The 14,454-nt window shown below is 71.1% G+C and carries 11 protein-coding genes; 7 read left to right on the plus strand and 4 right to left on the minus strand.

The annotated features are described in order from the left end of the window. Positions 1-18: 18 nt before the first annotated feature. Positions 19-1,326, minus strand: coding sequence for a DUF349 domain-containing protein (locus ACVGV0_RS06835; protein WP_459159011.1), 1,308 nt, complete (start codon positions 1,324-1,326; stop codon positions 19-21). Positions 1,327-1,681: 355 nt separating this feature from the next. Here ACVGV0_RS06835 and ACVGV0_RS06840 point away from each other — a divergent pair, with 355 nt between their 5' ends. The 4 genes from ACVGV0_RS06840 to hflX all read left to right on the plus strand — a co-directional run bounded on the left by ACVGV0_RS06840 (position 1,682) and on the right by hflX (position 5,835). Beyond that, positions 1,682-2,407 (plus strand): class III extradiol ring-cleavage dioxygenase family protein, encoded by a 726-nt coding sequence (locus ACVGV0_RS06840; protein WP_459159012.1) that lies wholly within the window; start codon positions 1,682-1,684, stop codon positions 2,405-2,407. Positions 2,408-2,529: 122 nt separating this feature from the next. Next, positions 2,530-3,447 (plus strand): tRNA (adenosine(37)-N6)-dimethylallyltransferase MiaA, encoded by a 918-nt coding sequence (miaA, locus tag ACVGV0_RS06845; protein ID WP_459159013.1) that lies wholly within the window; start codon positions 2,530-2,532, stop codon positions 3,445-3,447. A 9-nt stretch (positions 3,448-3,456) separates the two neighbouring features. Beyond that, entirely contained in the window at positions 3,457-4,308 is an 852-nt protein-coding gene (gene dapF, locus ACVGV0_RS06850) for a diaminopimelate epimerase (RefSeq protein WP_459159014.1), read from the plus strand. Between the two features lie 36 nt (positions 4,309-4,344). Further along, positions 4,345-5,835 carry a GTPase HflX gene (hflX, locus tag ACVGV0_RS06855; protein ID WP_459159015.1) on the plus strand — a complete coding sequence of 497 codons (1,491 nt, stop codon included), beginning with the start codon at positions 4,345-4,347 and terminating at the stop codon, positions 5,833-5,835. A gap of 30 nt (positions 5,836-5,865) precedes the next feature. On the opposite strand, the gene lexA is transcribed toward hflX, so the two are convergent. After that, positions 5,866-6,579 (minus strand): transcriptional repressor LexA, encoded by a 714-nt coding sequence (gene lexA / locus ACVGV0_RS06860; protein ID WP_459159946.1) that lies wholly within the window; start codon positions 6,577-6,579, stop codon positions 5,866-5,868. A gap of 972 nt (positions 6,580-7,551) precedes the next feature. Between lexA and nrdR the strand changes: the two genes are divergently transcribed. After that, the gene (gene nrdR / locus ACVGV0_RS06865; RefSeq protein ID WP_459159016.1) at positions 7,552-8,043 is read left to right on the plus strand and encodes a transcriptional regulator NrdR; all 492 of its coding nucleotides are present in this window, start codon (positions 7,552-7,554) and stop codon (positions 8,041-8,043) included. A gap of 122 nt (positions 8,044-8,165) precedes the next feature. Further along, positions 8,166-11,027 (plus strand): vitamin B12-dependent ribonucleotide reductase, encoded by a 2,862-nt coding sequence (locus ACVGV0_RS06870; RefSeq protein ID WP_459159017.1) that lies wholly within the window; start codon positions 8,166-8,168, stop codon positions 11,025-11,027. Positions 11,028-11,532: 505 nt separating this feature from the next. Here the strand turns inward: ACVGV0_RS06870 and ACVGV0_RS06875 are convergent. After that, complete coding sequence (locus ACVGV0_RS06875) at positions 11,533-12,546, minus strand: NAD-dependent epimerase/dehydratase family protein (RefSeq protein ID WP_459159018.1); 1,014 nt, start codon at positions 12,544-12,546, stop codon at positions 11,533-11,535. 146 nt (positions 12,547-12,692) lie between these two features. Then, positions 12,693-12,992 (minus strand): hypothetical protein, encoded by a 300-nt coding sequence (locus tag ACVGV0_RS06880; protein ID WP_459159019.1) that lies wholly within the window; start codon positions 12,990-12,992, stop codon positions 12,693-12,695. A gap of 308 nt (positions 12,993-13,300) precedes the next feature. Between ACVGV0_RS06880 and ACVGV0_RS06885 the strand changes: the two genes are divergently transcribed. Beyond that, the gene (locus tag ACVGV0_RS06885) at positions 13,301-14,428 is read left to right on the plus strand and encodes a DUF4192 domain-containing protein (RefSeq protein ID WP_459159020.1); all 1,128 of its coding nucleotides are present in this window, start codon (positions 13,301-13,303) and stop codon (positions 14,426-14,428) included. The last annotated feature ends 26 nt before the right edge of the window (positions 14,429-14,454 follow it).

Raw genomic sequence — 14,454 nt, forward strand, 5'->3', positions numbered from 1 at the left:
CGCCGCCCCGGCGGGTGATCAGCGGTCGGCCAGCGCCTGCTCCGCGGCGGTGAGCCATTCCCGCCACTGCTGCGCCTGCTGCTCGGCCTGCTGCGCGCGCTTCTCGTCGCCGGCCGCTCGCGCTTTGGCGGCCTGCGACTCGAACTGCTCGACGCGTTCGCGGAACTGCGCCACCCGTGCCTGCGCCTCCGGATCGGTGCGGCGCCACCGGGCGTCGGCCGCCGAGCGGACCCGGTCCACCACGGTCCGCAGGCGCCCCTCGAGCTCCCGCATCCGGTCCCGCGGCACCTTGCCGATCCCGTCCCACTGCTGCTGGACCCGCTGCAGCTGCTGCTGCGCCGCCTCCAGACCGGCCGACGGGTCGATCTGCTCGGCCTCGGCCAGCAGCGCCTCCTTCTGCCGCGCGTTCTCCTGGAACTCCGCGTCGCGGGCGGCGTAGGCCTCCGACCGGCGGCTGAAGAACCGGTCCTGCGCGGCGCGGAACCGCTTCCAGAGGGCCTCCTCGCTGTCCTTGGGCGCGCGTCCGGCGGCTTTCCACTCGGACATGAGGTTCTTGTAGCGCTGCGCGGTCTCGACCCAGTCGGTCGATTCGGTCAGCGACTCGGCCTCGGCGACGAGCTCCTGCTTGCGCGACTTGGCCGCGGCGCGCTGCCGGTCCAGTTCGGCGAAGTGCGAACCGCGCCGCCGGCTGAAGGCGTCCCGCGCTTTGGAGAACCGCCGCCACAGCTGCTCGTCGGTCTTGCGGTCGACGCCGCGGATGCTCTTCCACTCGTCGAGCATCTGCCGCAGCCGGTCGCCGGCGGACTTCCAGTTGGTCGACTCGGCGGCGATCTGCTCGGCCTCGGCCACGAGCGCTTCCTTCCGCGCCGTCGCCTCCGCGCGGGCCTGCTCCCGCGCCTGCTTGGCCTGCTCCACGGCGTGCTCGGCCCGGGCGATGACGTGCTCGATCCTCCGGTGCAGCGCGTCGAGGTCGCCGACCACGTCCGCGCCGGTGGCCCGGTCGCGCAGGTGGCGGGCGCTGGTGAGCGTCTGCTTCGGGTCGCCCGCCTGCGTGCTCAGCCGGGACTCCAGCAGTTCGGCCTCCGTGCGCAGGTCGTCGAACTTCCGCGCGAAGTGCTCCAGGCCTTCGGCGGCATCGCCGGCCTGCCAGGAACCGACGGAGCGCTCACCGTCGTCGGTGCGCACGTACACCGTTCCCGCGTCGTCGACGCGTCCCCAACGGGCCGGGTCGGCTGCCGCGCTCGGCACGGCTGGCGGCGTGCGGGACGGCTCCTCCGGGTCCGTGGGGTGCCCGGCGGCCTCGGGGTTGGTGTCCTGGTTGGTCATGGCCGGCTTCCTCCTCGCGTGCCCGCTCGTGGGTGCAACGGGCGCCCCGCGGTGGTTGTCGCGGGGCCCAGCAAGCGGCGCCGGGACCGCAGCGGCGGTGTCCGGTGTCCGCTGGCGCATTCAAACAGGTCGGCTCGGGAATCGGTACTCCACGGTCGGTGAGCCGTCGACCGCGGCGGTGGCGAAACCCGCGTTGGTTTTCGGTTGTGCTCGCCCGCGCTGCCCTGCCGCGTTCGCTCGGCCAGCTGTTCGGGCGAGTTGTTCGGGCAAGGTAACCCGGACCACGCGGCGGACGGCGAGCGGGAGCGGACGCGCGGTGCGCACGTGCGTCGTGCCGGCCGTTACGGTGCGCGTCGTGCTCTCCCACATCGTCGTGCTGCCGTGCCCACCGCTGCTGGTTCCCGAGTTGACCGTCCGGTCCACCCCGGAGGTCCAGCAGCTCCGGGACGCGTGTTCGCGGGCTGTGTCCAGTCTGACTGACGAGGCCACCGAGTGGGTGGCTCTCGGGGTGGATCAGTCCGGTGAACGTCGATGTGCGGCGGGGACCACCGGCAGCTTCGCCGGTTTCGGCGTGGACCGGGTGGTGACCCTCTCCCGCGAGCGCTCCGCCGGGCGGGCCGACCGGACGCTGCCGCTGCCGGTGCTGGTGGCGGGACTGCTGCGGGAACAGGCCGGGCACCGCTCGGTCGAGGTGCAGCTGCTCGGTCCGGACACCTCGGCCGATCGGGCGCGGCGTGCCGGGACCGCCCTCGCGGACGGCTCGGGTGCCCGCGCCCTGCTCGTGTTCGCCGACGGCTCCAACCGCTGCGACGAGCGCTCCCCGTACGCCCCGGACCCGCGGGCGCCCGCGTTCGACGAGCACGTGCGTTCACTGCTGGCCACCACCGACATCGCCGGTCTGCGCGAGCTCGACGCCGGGGCGGGAGGGGAGCTGGGCGTTCCCGGCGTGCCCGCGCTGTGGGCCGCCGCTGCTGCCGCCGAGCGGGCAGGAGGGGAGTGGGACTCGCAGGTGGAGTACTCGGCCGCCCCGTTCGGGGTCACCTACCACGTCGCCGTGTGGCGCCGCGCTCTCGCCGTGTGAAGCCGCGCAGGCACCGGGCGGTGCCGCGCCGGTGCGGTGGGTGCAGCGCCGGCGGCGGGTGAGCACGTGCCGGCCGCTGACCGCGGCGCGGTCGTGCGGTCCGCGAGCAGTACCGTCGAGGGGTGTCCGCGAATTCCGATGCGCCACCGCTGCTCGTGATCGTCGGCCCCACCGCGACCGGCAAGTCCGACCTCGCCGTGGCCCTCGCCGAACAGCTCGGCGGTGAGGTGGTCAACGCGGACGCGATGCAGCTCTACCGGGGCATGGACATCGGCACCGCGAAGCTGCCCGTGGAGCACCGGCGGGGGATCCCGCACCACCAGCTCGACGTCCTCGACATCACCGAAACGGCCTCGGTCGCTGCGTACCAGCCGCAGGCGCGGACCGCGGTGGAGGGCGCCCGCTCCCGCGGCCGCACCCCGGTGCTCGTCGGTGGTTCGGGGTTGTACGTGCAGGCGGTGGTCGACGAGCTGTCCTTCCCCGGCACCGATCCGGACGTGCGGGCCGGGTGGGAGCGGGAGCTCTCCGCCGCCGGCGCGCAGCGGCTGCACGAGCTGCTGCGCGAGCGGGACCCGCTCGCGGCCGAGTCGATCCTGCCGACGAACGGCCGGCGCATCGTCCGCGCGCTCGAGGTCATCGACATCACCGGTCGCCCCTTCTCGGCGAACCTGCCCGAACCGGGACCGGGGCGGTACGGCGCGGTGCTGGTCGGGCTGGACCGCCCCAACGCGGAGCTCGACGAGCGCGTCGACCGGCGGGTGGCGGACATGTTCGACAAGGGGCTGGTCGAGGAGGTGCGCCGGTTGGAGGCGCGGGGGCTGCGCTCGGGGCGCACCGCGAGCCGCGCCCTGGGGTACCAGCAGGTGCTCGCCGAGCTCGCCGGTGAGGGCGACATGGCCGCGGCCGCAGCGGAGACGGCGAAGCTCACCCGCCGGTTCGTGCGGCGGCAGCGCTCGTGGTTCCGCCGTGACCGGCGGATCCACTGGTTCCCCGCGGGGGAGGACCTGGTGGGCCCGATCCGGGAGCTGCTCACGCCGTAGACTGGCGGTGTGCAGTCGCAGCAGGGGCCCGCGTTCGTGAAGGGGCACGGCACGGAGAACGACTTCGTGCTGCTGCCGGATCCGGACGGTGATCTGGAACTGACCGAGCAGCGCGTCCGCGCGCTGTGCGACCGCCGCTCCGGGATCGGTGCGGACGGCGTGCTCCGCGTGGTCCGGGCGAGCGAGGTCGCCGACGCCCCGCAGGACGTTCCCGGCGACGTGTGGTTCATGGACTACCGCAACGCCGACGGGTCGCTGGCGGAGATGTGCGGCAACGGCGTGCGGGTGTTCGCGCACTACCTCGCCACCGCCGGCTACGCCGCCCCCGGTGAGCTCCGCGTGGGGACCCGCGCGGGCGTGCGCCCGGTGATCGTGCACGAGGACGGCCGGGTGTCGGTCGACATGGGGTTGGCCAAGGTCTTCGACCGGTCGGCGGCCACGCTCGGCGCTGTCACCTGCCCCGGCCTGGCCATCGACGTCGGGAACCCGCACCTGGCCTGCGTGCTGGACGACTGGGTGAGCACCCTCGACCTGAGCACCGGTCCGGACTACGACCCCGCGGTCTTCCCGCGCGGTGTCAACGTGGAGTTCGTGGACCGCCTCAGCGACGAGGAGATCCGGATGCGCGTGTACGAGCGGGGCGTGGGCGAGACCCGGTCCTGCGGCACCGGCACGGTCGCCGCGACCGTCGCCGCGCTGCACGCGGACGGGGCGGGGGTCGGCGAACGGACCGTCCACGTGCCCGGCGGCACGGTGCGCGTCACCGTCACCGCCGAGACAGCCGTGCTCACGGGGCCCGCGGTGCTCGTCGCCGAGGGGCGCGTCACACCCGCGCTGTGGTCCGCCGAGCCGCAACGGTGAAATTCGGTGGCCAGGCGTGGAACAATGGTCGGTGATATGAGGAATTCTGCGACCTGGTCCGCCGACGTCGACCACACCGGTTCCCCCGGCTCCGTGGCCGAAGCCGACGGGTACGAAGGACTTCTTCCCGCGGACACCCCGTCCGCGGGCGAGCTGGACCGGGCGGAGCGTGCTTCGTTCACGCGCGTGACCGGGTTGTCCACCGAGCTGAGCGACGTCAGCGAGGCCGAGTACCGGCGCCTGCGCATGGAGCGCGTGGTGCTCGTCGGGGTGTGGACCGACGGGGACGCGGTCCACGCCGAGGCTTCGCTGAACGAGCTCTCCCGCTTGGCCGGCACGGCCGGGTCGGAAGTGCTCGAGGGGTTCGTCCAGCGGCGCAACCGGCCCGATCCCGGCACGTTCATCGGTGCGGGCAAGGTCCACGAGCTCCGCGACGCCGTCCTCGCCACCGGCGCGGACACGGTGATCTGCGACGGCGAGCTCGCCCCGGGGCAGTTGCGCCAGCTCGAGGAGAAGCTCAAGGTCAAGGTCATCGACCGGACTGCGCTGATCCTGGACATCTTCGCCCAGCACGCCCGTTCCCGGGAGGGCAAGGCGCAGGTCGAGCTGGCCCAGCTGCAGTACTTCCTGCCCCGGCTGCGGGGTTGGGGCGACAAGATGTCGCGCCAGGCCGGTGGCCGCGCCGGCGGCGGCAACGGGGGCGTGGGCACCCGCGGCCCTGGTGAGACGAAGCTCGAAACGGACCGGCGGCGCGTGCACAAGCGCATGACCAAGCTCCGCAAGGAGCTGGAGGAGATGCGCAAGGTCCGCGAGACCAAGCGCAGCCGGCGCAACGCCAACGCCGTGCCGAGCGTGGCCGTGGCGGGCTACACCAACGCGGGCAAGTCGAGCTTGTTGAACGCGTTGACCGGGGCGGGCCTGCTCGTCGAGGACGAGCTGTTCGCGACGCTGGACACGACGGTGCGGCGCGCGGTGACCCCGGATGGTTACCCGTACACGCTGACCGACACCGTGGGCTTCGTGCGGCACTTGCCGCACCAGCTGGTCGAGGCGTTCCGCTCGACCCTGGAGGAGGTCACCGGTGCCGACCTGCTGGTGCACGTCGTCGACGGGGCCGAGGCGGAGCCGGGAGCGCAGGTCGCGGCGGTGCGCGAGGTCATCAGCGGCATCGCCCAGGAGCAGGGTGTGCGGATGCCGCCCGAGCTGCTGGTGGTCAACAAGATCGACGCGGTCGACGACACGCGCGTCGTGGAGCTGCGCCAGCTGCTGCCGGAGGCGATGTTCGTCTCCGCGCAGGGCGGCTCCGGCATCGCCGAGGTGCGCGAGGAGATCGCCTCGCGGCTGCCGCGCCCCGAGGTGTTCGTGGACGCGCTCGTGCCGTACCACCGGGGGGAGCTCGTCTCCCGCGCCTACTCGGAAGGCTCGGTCATCGATGAGGAGCACACGCCGGACGGAACGCGGATGCGCGTGAAGGCACGGCCGGAACTGGCCAATGCGCTGCGCGAGTTCGCGCACGCCTCCTCGTGAGGGACCCGGCTGCGTCGTGCGGGCCGTTGCTCAGAGCCGGCGCATGACCGCGACGACCTTGCCGAGGACGCTCGCCTCGTCGCCGAGGATCGGTTCGTAGGCCGAGTTGTGCGGCACGAGCCAGACGTGCTCCTCGGTCCGCTTGAAGGTCTTCACCGTGGCCTCGCCCTCGATCATCGCGGCCACGACGTCGCCGTTCTCGGCCTCCGGCTGCTGGCGCACGGCCACCCAGTCGCCATCGGTGATGGCCAGGTCGACCATCGAGTCCCCGACGACGCGCAGGAGGAACAGCGTCCCGTCGCCGACGATCTCCTTCGGCATCGGGTATACGTCCTCGATGGCCTCTTCCGCCAGGATCGGCCCACCGGCGGCGATGCGGCCGACGAGCGGCACGTACGCCGGGTTGGCCTGCGCGGCCCACGCGGATTCGGTGTCGCCGCCGACGAGCACACCCACGGTGCGCGGGCGGTGGGGGTCCTTGCGCAGGTAGCCCTTCCGCTCCAGGACGCGGAGCTGGTAGGCGACCGAGGAGGTGGAGGTCAGGCCCACCGCCGTGCCGATCTCGCGCACGCTCGGTGGGTAGCCGTGGTCGCGCATCCAGTCACGGATGGCCTCCAGCACCTTGCGCTGCCGTTCGCTGAGATCCTCCCCGGATTCGCCCTGCTCCGGGACGGTCGGCAGGTCGACCTGCGCGGCGGCCTCCTCGGGCGTGCTCCCCGCGCTGTCGGGAAGAGCGCTCACCATGTCGCTTGTCACCACTGCCTCCTGTTCGCGCTGTTGCAGTCCGGTCACCGGTTGCAGCCCGGTCACGTGGGGCAGCCGCGCCCGTTGGTCGAGCGTTTCCTGCGGTTCCACATTCCCATGTTCTGCGGTTTCCACAGTAGACGCATGCCCGCGGCACATCAAAACACCTGTTCGAGCTAATTTCGACGCCCGGCGCTCGCGTTCCGCGGCACCGTGGTGCACAATCGCACGCAGGTTCGATCGAACACCCTTTCGATCGAGCTGTCCGCCCGGTGCAGTGCTCGGCGGTGCTGTGGTTCACCCGATGTGGGGTTGGTCCGACGGTGTGGCGCGGGAAGGGGGCGATGGTGTGCACGAGCGGCCTTCGGGTGTGGTCTTCACCCGGGTGTGCACGGGATTCGCGGGGCGCTGCGGGCGCGGGCACGGCGTGGCCGGTGCTGCAGGTCCGGATGAGAAAGTAGGCGGCCGGGGAGCGCGCGGCTGCTCCGGACCGGCGCGGTATCCGTGCACCGGGGGGTCGTCCCGGCGCCCCGCGGGCGGCCGGAGCGACTGGGGTGAGTGGTCGGTGCTGGGCGCGGTGCTGCTGTTCGTCGCCCTCGCCACCGCCCTGCTGGGGTTCTTCGGGGGCGTCGGGGTGCTGGACGCCGAGGGGCGACCGGAAGTCGTCTCGGCGCGCTGAAGCGGGTCGCACTCGGGTTCTCCCGTGCGCGGGGAGGCGAGGGCGACTCGGGCTTCGCGGCCCGTCGGAGTGCCGGGGTGCAGCGGGAGCGGAGGTCGGTTCGGCCGGCGGCGCGGATCGCGCGTGTCGGTTTGCGTCCGCTCGGGAACCTGTCTAGAGTCGACCACAACATCTAGTAGTTACGCCCTTGTAGTTACTCCACAGCTTGGGCTCTTTACGTTTTCCCGGTCCAGCGGTGCGGAGCGCGTCCCACGCGGTCCGCGCGGTTGGTGCTGGGCAGGGGGTGCATACCGGTGCGGTGTCCGTTCTGTCGTTGCGAGGACTCGCGAGTGGTCGACTCGCGCGAGGTCGACGAAGGGCAGGCGACCCGCCGTCGGCGTTCGTGCTCGACGTGCGGTCGCCGCTTCACCACCATCGAGGAACCCGTCCTCTCGGTGGTGAAGCGTTCCGGTGTCACCGAGCCCTTCAGCCGGGAGAAGGTGGTCCGCGGCGTGCGCCGCGCCTGCCAGGGACGTCCGGTCGCCGAGGACGCCCTGCAGCAGTTGGCCCACCAGGTGGAGGAGCAGGTGCGGTCGCTGGGCGTGGCCGAGCTGCCCAGCCACGAGATCGGTTTGGCGATCCTGGGGCCGCTGCGCGATCTCGACGAGGTCGCCTACCTCCGGTTCGCCAGCGTCTACCGCAACTTCTCCTCCGTCGAGGACTTCGACGAGGAGATCGCGGACCTGCGGGCCGTGCGCAGTGATGCGCCCGCCGAAGCTGGTGGGGCGCAGCGCGGCGACGGGTAGCCCGGCAGCGGACTGCCGAGCGGGCGGTGCGCGGCGGCGCCGCGCGCGACACGACCGAACCGGACGGCGCGACCGGACGGGGAAATGCACGACGAGCGAGCGACAAGGAAGAGGGTCAGGTCATGACGGAGACCGTTGGTAGCCCGGCCGGTGCAACGGGGGAACCGGACGCAGATGCCCGGGACAGGGGCATCCGGGTGCAGCGCGTCTACACCACGGAGGGGGTGCATCCCTACGACGAGGTGACCTGGGAGCGCCGTGACGTGGTGATGACCAACTGGCGGGACGGTTCGGTCAACTTCGAGCAACGGGGTGTGGAGTTCCCCGACTTCTGGTCGGTGAACGCGGTCAACATCGTCACCAGCAAGTACTTCCGCGGGGCCGCCGGTTCGGACGAGCGGGAGAACAGCCTCAAGCAGCTCATCGACCGGGTGGTCAAGACCTACGTGGCCTCCGGCATGGAGCACGGGTACTTCGCCACCGACGAGGACGCCGAGGTCTTCGAGCACGAGCTGACCTGGATGCTGCTGAACCAGGTGTTCAGCTTCAACTCCCCGGTGTGGTTCAACGTCGGAACCTCGTCGAAGCAGCAGGTCTCGGCGTGCTTCATCCTGTCGGTCGACGACACGATGGAGTCGATCCTCGACTGGTACAAGGAAGAGGGCCTGATCTTCAAGGGCGGTTCCGGCGCCGGCCTGAACCTGTCCCGCATCCGCTCGTCGCGGGAACTGCTCTCCTCCGGCGGCACGGCCTCCGGCCCGGTGTCGTTCATGCGCGGCGCGGACGCCTCGGCGGGCACCATCAAGTCCGGCGGGGCCACCCGCCGTGCGGCCAAGATGGTCGTGCTGGACGTCGACCACCCCGACGTCGCCGAGTTCGTCGAGACGAAGTCCCGCGAGGAGCACAAGATCCGGGCCCTGCGCGACTCCGGGTTCGACATGGACCTCGGCGGGGACGACTCGTGGTCGGTGCAGTACCAGAACGCCAACAACTCCGTCCGCGTGTCCGACGAGTTCATGCGCGCGGTGGAGAGCGATGGCCAGTTCGGGCTGCGCGCCCGCACCACCGGTGAGGTCGTCGAGTCGGTCCGGGCGCGGGACCTGTTCCGCACGATGGCGAACTCCGCCTGGGAGTGCGCCGATCCCGGCCTGCAGTACGACGACACGATCAACGACTGGCACACGGCTCCCGAGACGGGGCGGATCACCGCATCCAACCCGTGCTCGGAGTACATGCACCTGGACAACTCCAGCTGCAACCTCGCGTCGCTGAACCTGATGAAGTTCCTGCGCGAGGACCTGACGTTCGACGCGGAGCTGTTCCAGAAGACCGTCGAGCTCGTCGTCACCGCGATGGACATCTCGATCTGCTTCGCTGACTTCCCGACCGAGGCCATCGGCGATACCACGCGGAAGTTCCGGCAGCTGGGCATCGGCTACGCCAACCTCGGCGCCCTGCTGATGGCCACCGGCCACGCCTACGACTCCGACGGCGGCCGGGCGCTCGCGGCGTCCGTCACCTCGTTGATGACGGGTACGGCCTACAAGCGCTCCGCGGAGCTGGCGGGCGCGGTGGGCCCGTTCGAGGGCTACAACCGCAACGCCGAGGCGCACCAGCGGGTGATGCGCAAGCACGCCGCCGCCAACGACCTGGTGCGCACCTACCACCACAACGACGCCTCGGTGCACAAGCTCGCGACGAGGGTGTGGCAGGACGGGCTCGAGATCGGCGCCCGCAACGGGTGGCGCAACGCCCAGGCCTCCGTGCTCGCACCCACCGGGACGATCGGGCTGATGATGGACTGCGACACCACCGGGGTGGAGCCGGACCTCGCGCTGGTGAAGTTCAAGAAGCTCGTCGGTGGCGGCTCGATGCAGATCGTCAACCAGACTGTTCCGCGGGCGCTGCGCGCGCTCGGCTACCAGGAGGAGCAGACCGAAGCGATCGTCGAGTACATCGCCGAGCACGGTCACGTCGTGGACGCCCCCGGGCTGAAGCCGGAGCACTACGAGGTGTTCGACTGCGCCATGGGCAAGCGCTCGATCGCCCCGATGGGACACGTGCGCATGATGGCCGCGGTGCAGCCGTTCCTGTCCGGAGCCATCTCCAAGACGGTGAACATGCCCGAGGAGGCCACCGTCGAGGACGTGGAGCAGTTGTACTTCGAGGGTTGGAAGCTCGGCCTCAAGGCGCTCGCGATCTACCGGGACAACTGCAAGGTGGGCCAGCCCCTCTCGGCCGGCAAGAGCGAGAAGGGCTCCGAGGAGAAGACCGTCGAGAAGCAGATCGAGTACCGCCCGGTCCGCAAGCGGCTGCCGAAGAAGCGGCCGAGCCAGACGGTGTCGTTCACCGTCGGCGGCGCCGAGGGGTACCTGCACGCCGGTGAGTACCCGGACGACGGGCTCGGGGAGATCTTCGTCAAGCTCGGCAAGCAGGGCTCCACGCTGGCCGGTGTCATGGACGCCTTCTCGATGTCCATCTCCGTCGGGTTGCAGTACGGCATTCCGCTGGAGTTCTACGTTTCGAAGTTCCAGAACCTGCGCTTCGAGCCAGCGGGGATGACCGACGATCCCGATGTGCGCATGGCCAGCAGCGTGCTCGACTACCTGTTCCGGCGGCTGGCGCTGGACTACCTGTCGTACGAGAAGCGGGCGCAGCTCGGGATTTTCACGATCGCCGAGCGCGAAGCGCAGGTGAACGGCGAGGACTCGGCGGAGTCCCCGCAGGGGGAGGTCGACCTGGACACCCTGCGCTCCACCGTCGACTACGACAAGCAGGGCTCCGACCGGAGTTCCCGGGAGTCCGCGGAGCGGGACTCGCAGGATTCTGATGACCGCGCGGTCGGCAGTTCCACGGACCTGCTGGAGTTGCAGCTCGGCAAGGCCGCGGACGCCCCGCTGTGCATGACGTGCGGTACGAAGATGCGTCCGTCCGGCTCCTGCTACGTCTGCGAGGGCTGCGGTTCGACCTCCGGCTGCAGCTGAAACCGGGATTCGTTGCCTCTCGTGCAGCATTGAGCACCTGACGCGGAGCCGTGCAGGTGCTGGTGGAAGGGGAGTCGACCGCACTGGTCGGCTCCCCTTCCAGGTGCCTCGGCCTGCGCGGACTGGACCGGGATCAACGATGTTGCATTCGATGCCTGGAGGGCCGGCGTGGAAGTGGCGGTCCGGTTTCTCAAGCCGGAGGCGACCAAACGTCGACGAGTGCTAGTTCAGTCAGAGCACGGTGCCATGAAAAACAGCTCCGGATCGTCTTCGTCCAGACCGTAGACGATCCCCGCGGGCCGCCAGTTCGCTGAAAGCAGCAAGGACTGCGTGGCGTGGTTGGACAAGTGGTCCCCACGGCCGCTCGCGATCAGCGGTTTGCAACACCGTCGAACAGGTACCGGGGAATCGGTGGCGCGTGCGTTCGCGAGGGCGGTCGGCGGAAGAGCACCGCGCGGCGCGGATGTTGGGGTTTCGTCCATGTCGCACACCCGTGGTTCCGGTATCACGGTGATGTGCCGAGGTGGTCGAGGAGGTTCTGCTCCTCGTCGCGGGACAGCCCGGCCGCACGGGTGCGGTCGAGACCGCGCGCCCGCTCGTCGGCGAGCGCCGTGCGCACGGTTTCGGCGAGACTTCGCGACTGCAATCCGGCCGCGAGTGCCGGGGCGGCGTCGTGTGCGACGAGCCCGCGCCAGTCTTCCGGCAACCACAGCGGCAGCGACCTCGGACCGCCCCACGGGTTGACCCCGGCTTCGGTCAGCGTGCTCGCTGCCACGGGCACGAGTTCGAGATCGGCGGATCCGACGAGCTCTGCCGTCTCCCGGAACACCGTTCCGAGTTCGGTGACCGGACCGACCGCGTCGAAGGTGCCGGCGAGGCGCTGCTCCCCCGCGATAACGATCCACGCCGCGAGGTCCCGGACATCGATGTGCTGGATGGGTTGCTCGGGAGTATCGGGGATGACGGCCTGACCGCCCCGGGCGAATCGTGCGGTCCAGTATCCGAAGCGGTCCATCTGATCTCCGGGACCGCTGATGATTCCCGGCCGCACGATGAAGCTGCGGTCGCTGCCCATCCGCTCCCGCACGGCGTTCTCGCTGGCGACCTTGATCCCGCCGTACAACTCGATGGTCAGCTCGGTGAACGCGTAGTGCCGGGTATCCGCGACCGGCTCGCACAGCGGTGCGTCGGTGGTCTGCCCCAGGGTGCTCGTGTCGGCGTAGGCGTTGATGCTGGAGACGAAGGTCCAGTGCGCCACGTGCGCGGCCAGCACCTCGAGCGCATCGTGCACCCATCCCAGCGAGCCGGTCGCCACGTCCACCACGGCGTCGAACCGCTCGCCCGTCAGCGAGCGGATCGCATCGGGCCGGTCGCGGTCGACAGTGACGAGCTCGGCACCGGCGGGAACCGAGCCGGACCGGCTCCGTGCTGCGCACACCACCTCGTGGCCGCGTGCGACCGCATCGCGGGCGACCTGCTGGGAGAGGAAGGACGTTCCACCGAGGACGAGAAGTCGCATGTCCGCCATCGTGCCCGTTTCGGTGGTGCGGCGAGCGAGGGATCGCTACCGGCGAACACCTCAGCGCCGGTGGTCGCGCCGCCACCGGCGCTCGCCGCGGAGCTCGGGCCCGCACCGGTGCGGCGTCCTCCCGGCCGCATGGCCCGTCACGTGCGACGTGGCCGGGACAGGACGTGGCCCGCCACCGCGGTCGCCGCGGTCGCGGTGCCCACCGAGGGCCACGCGCCGAGCTTCTTCGCCAGCGGGTGCGAACCGGCGAGGGCGGCGGCGTAGATCGCGCCGAGCGCCAGGGCGGGGGCGATTCCGCGCCGGCGGCGGCACAGTTCCATCGCGCCCAGTCCGGCGGCGCCAGCGACGGTCCCGGCCGCGTAGCGGTGGCCGGTGTTCCGCGCCACGAGGAAACCGCCGACGAGGCCGGTCGATGTCAGTGCGGCGGGGTGGGGCATCGTTCGCTCCTTGCTCGGGTTCTGCGGCGACTTTATCCCGCGGGGGCTGCAGCCGGTACCTCGGCGTGTCGGCCATCGCCGCCTTCGCAGCGGAACGGCGTCTTGCCCCGAACGGCGCGCGGCGGGTCTCCGTGCACGCTGCTGATCAGCGCAGATCTCGGGGAAGGCAGTGCGGACTCTTGATCGGGTGACGCACCATCGGGCGAAGATGCTTCCCATTCCAGCAGATCTGTCCACAAGGGCTTGATCTGTCCACAGTTTTTCGTTTCGTTCTTTCGCCCAGTCGCAGGGGTTTCCATCGTGGAGGCATGACGACGACACCGCTGAACATTTCGGTATCCGTATCCCGCCCGGAAGAGCTGCTCGCCGCGCTACCGCACCTGGTCGGGTTCACGCCCGCGGACTCGCTGGTCGTGCTCACCCTCCGCGGGGAGGAAGGGGACAGCTCGCTCGGTTCGGCTCTGCGCATGGACCTGCCGTGCGCGACTCGCCACGCCGAGGCGGTGCGGTACCTGCTCGACGGGCCGCTGGCCGCGCAGCGCGTGGACGCGCTGTTCGCGATCGTCATCGGAGCGCGCCGGCCCCACCGCTGCCGTGCGCACTGCCCGCCCGGGTGCGCTGCCGCCGCGGAGGTGAACGAGCACCGCTCCGCGGAGGCGGTGCGGGACGAGCACGCGGAGCTGCCGCACGCGGAACTCGTCGACCACCTCGAGCAGGCCGCGCGCCAGGCCGGGATGGGGTTCGTGCACGCCCTGTGGGCCCCGGAGATCAGCACGGGCGCCCCGTGGCGTTGTTTCCGGGAAAACGACTGCCACGGTCAGCTGCCGGACGTGCGCAGCTCCTCTGTCGCGGCCGCCATGACCGCCGCCGGCGTCGTGGCCTTCCGGGACCGCGACGAGCTGACCGAGTTGGTCGCTCCCGAGTCCACGGCGACCCGGCAGTGGCGTTCGGACCGCCTGGACACGATGTTGAGCGAACGCGAAGGCGCGGGGGAGCGCCCGGTGCGCGACGAGATCCGCACGGTCTTCGGGGCCATCGAACGCACCGGCCAGGGCGGCGCGCTCACCGAAGACGACCTGTTGCGGGTGCTCCTGGCCGTGTCGCAGACGCAGGTCCGGGACCTCGTGCTGGGAACAGCGCTCGGCCCGAAGGCCGCGGCGGCCGAGCAGCTGTGGCTCACGCTCGTGCGCAAGGCTCCCGACCCGGAAGTGGCCGACGTGGCCGCGCTGCTGGCCTTCTCGGCCTACTTGCGCGGCGACGGCGCGTTGGCGAGCGTGGCCCTCGAGCGCATCGAGCACTGCCGACCGGAGCACACGCTGGGACTGCTGCTGCGGAGAGCGGTCAACGCGGGTCTGCCGCCGGACAAGCTGCGCCGCATCGCCGAGGACGCCGCGACCGATGCGCAGATCGGCCTCGACGAGGACGGCGCCGAATGAGCCCCACTGGCGAGCGCCGCGCAGTG

The organism is Salinifilum ghardaiensis, from assembly GCF_054491345.1.

What these genes read in the sequence shown, in the direction of transcription:
- hflX (WP_459159015.1), top strand. Translation starts at nt 4,345, where the DNA reads ATGAGGAATTCTGCGACCTGGTCCGCCGACGTCGACCACACCGGTTCC.
- ACVGV0_RS06875 (WP_459159018.1), bottom strand. Translation starts at nt 12,546, where the DNA reads ATGCGACTTCTCGTCCTCGGTGGAACGTCCTTCCTCTCCCAGCAGGTC.
- lexA (WP_459159946.1), bottom strand. Translation starts at nt 6,579, where the DNA reads ATGGTGAGCGCTCTTCCCGACAGCGCGGGGAGCACGCCCGAGGAGGCC.
- ACVGV0_RS06870 (WP_459159017.1), top strand. Translation starts at nt 8,166, where the DNA reads ATGACGGAGACCGTTGGTAGCCCGGCCGGTGCAACGGGGGAACCGGAC.
- ACVGV0_RS06880 (WP_459159019.1), bottom strand. Translation starts at nt 12,992, where the DNA reads ATGCCCCACCCCGCCGCACTGACATCGACCGGCCTCGTCGGCGGTTTC.
- ACVGV0_RS06835 (WP_459159011.1), bottom strand. Translation starts at nt 1,326, where the DNA reads ATGACCAACCAGGACACCAACCCCGAGGCCGCCGGGCACCCCACGGAC.
- ACVGV0_RS06885 (WP_459159020.1), top strand. Translation starts at nt 13,301, where the DNA reads ATGACGACGACACCGCTGAACATTTCGGTATCCGTATCCCGCCCGGAA.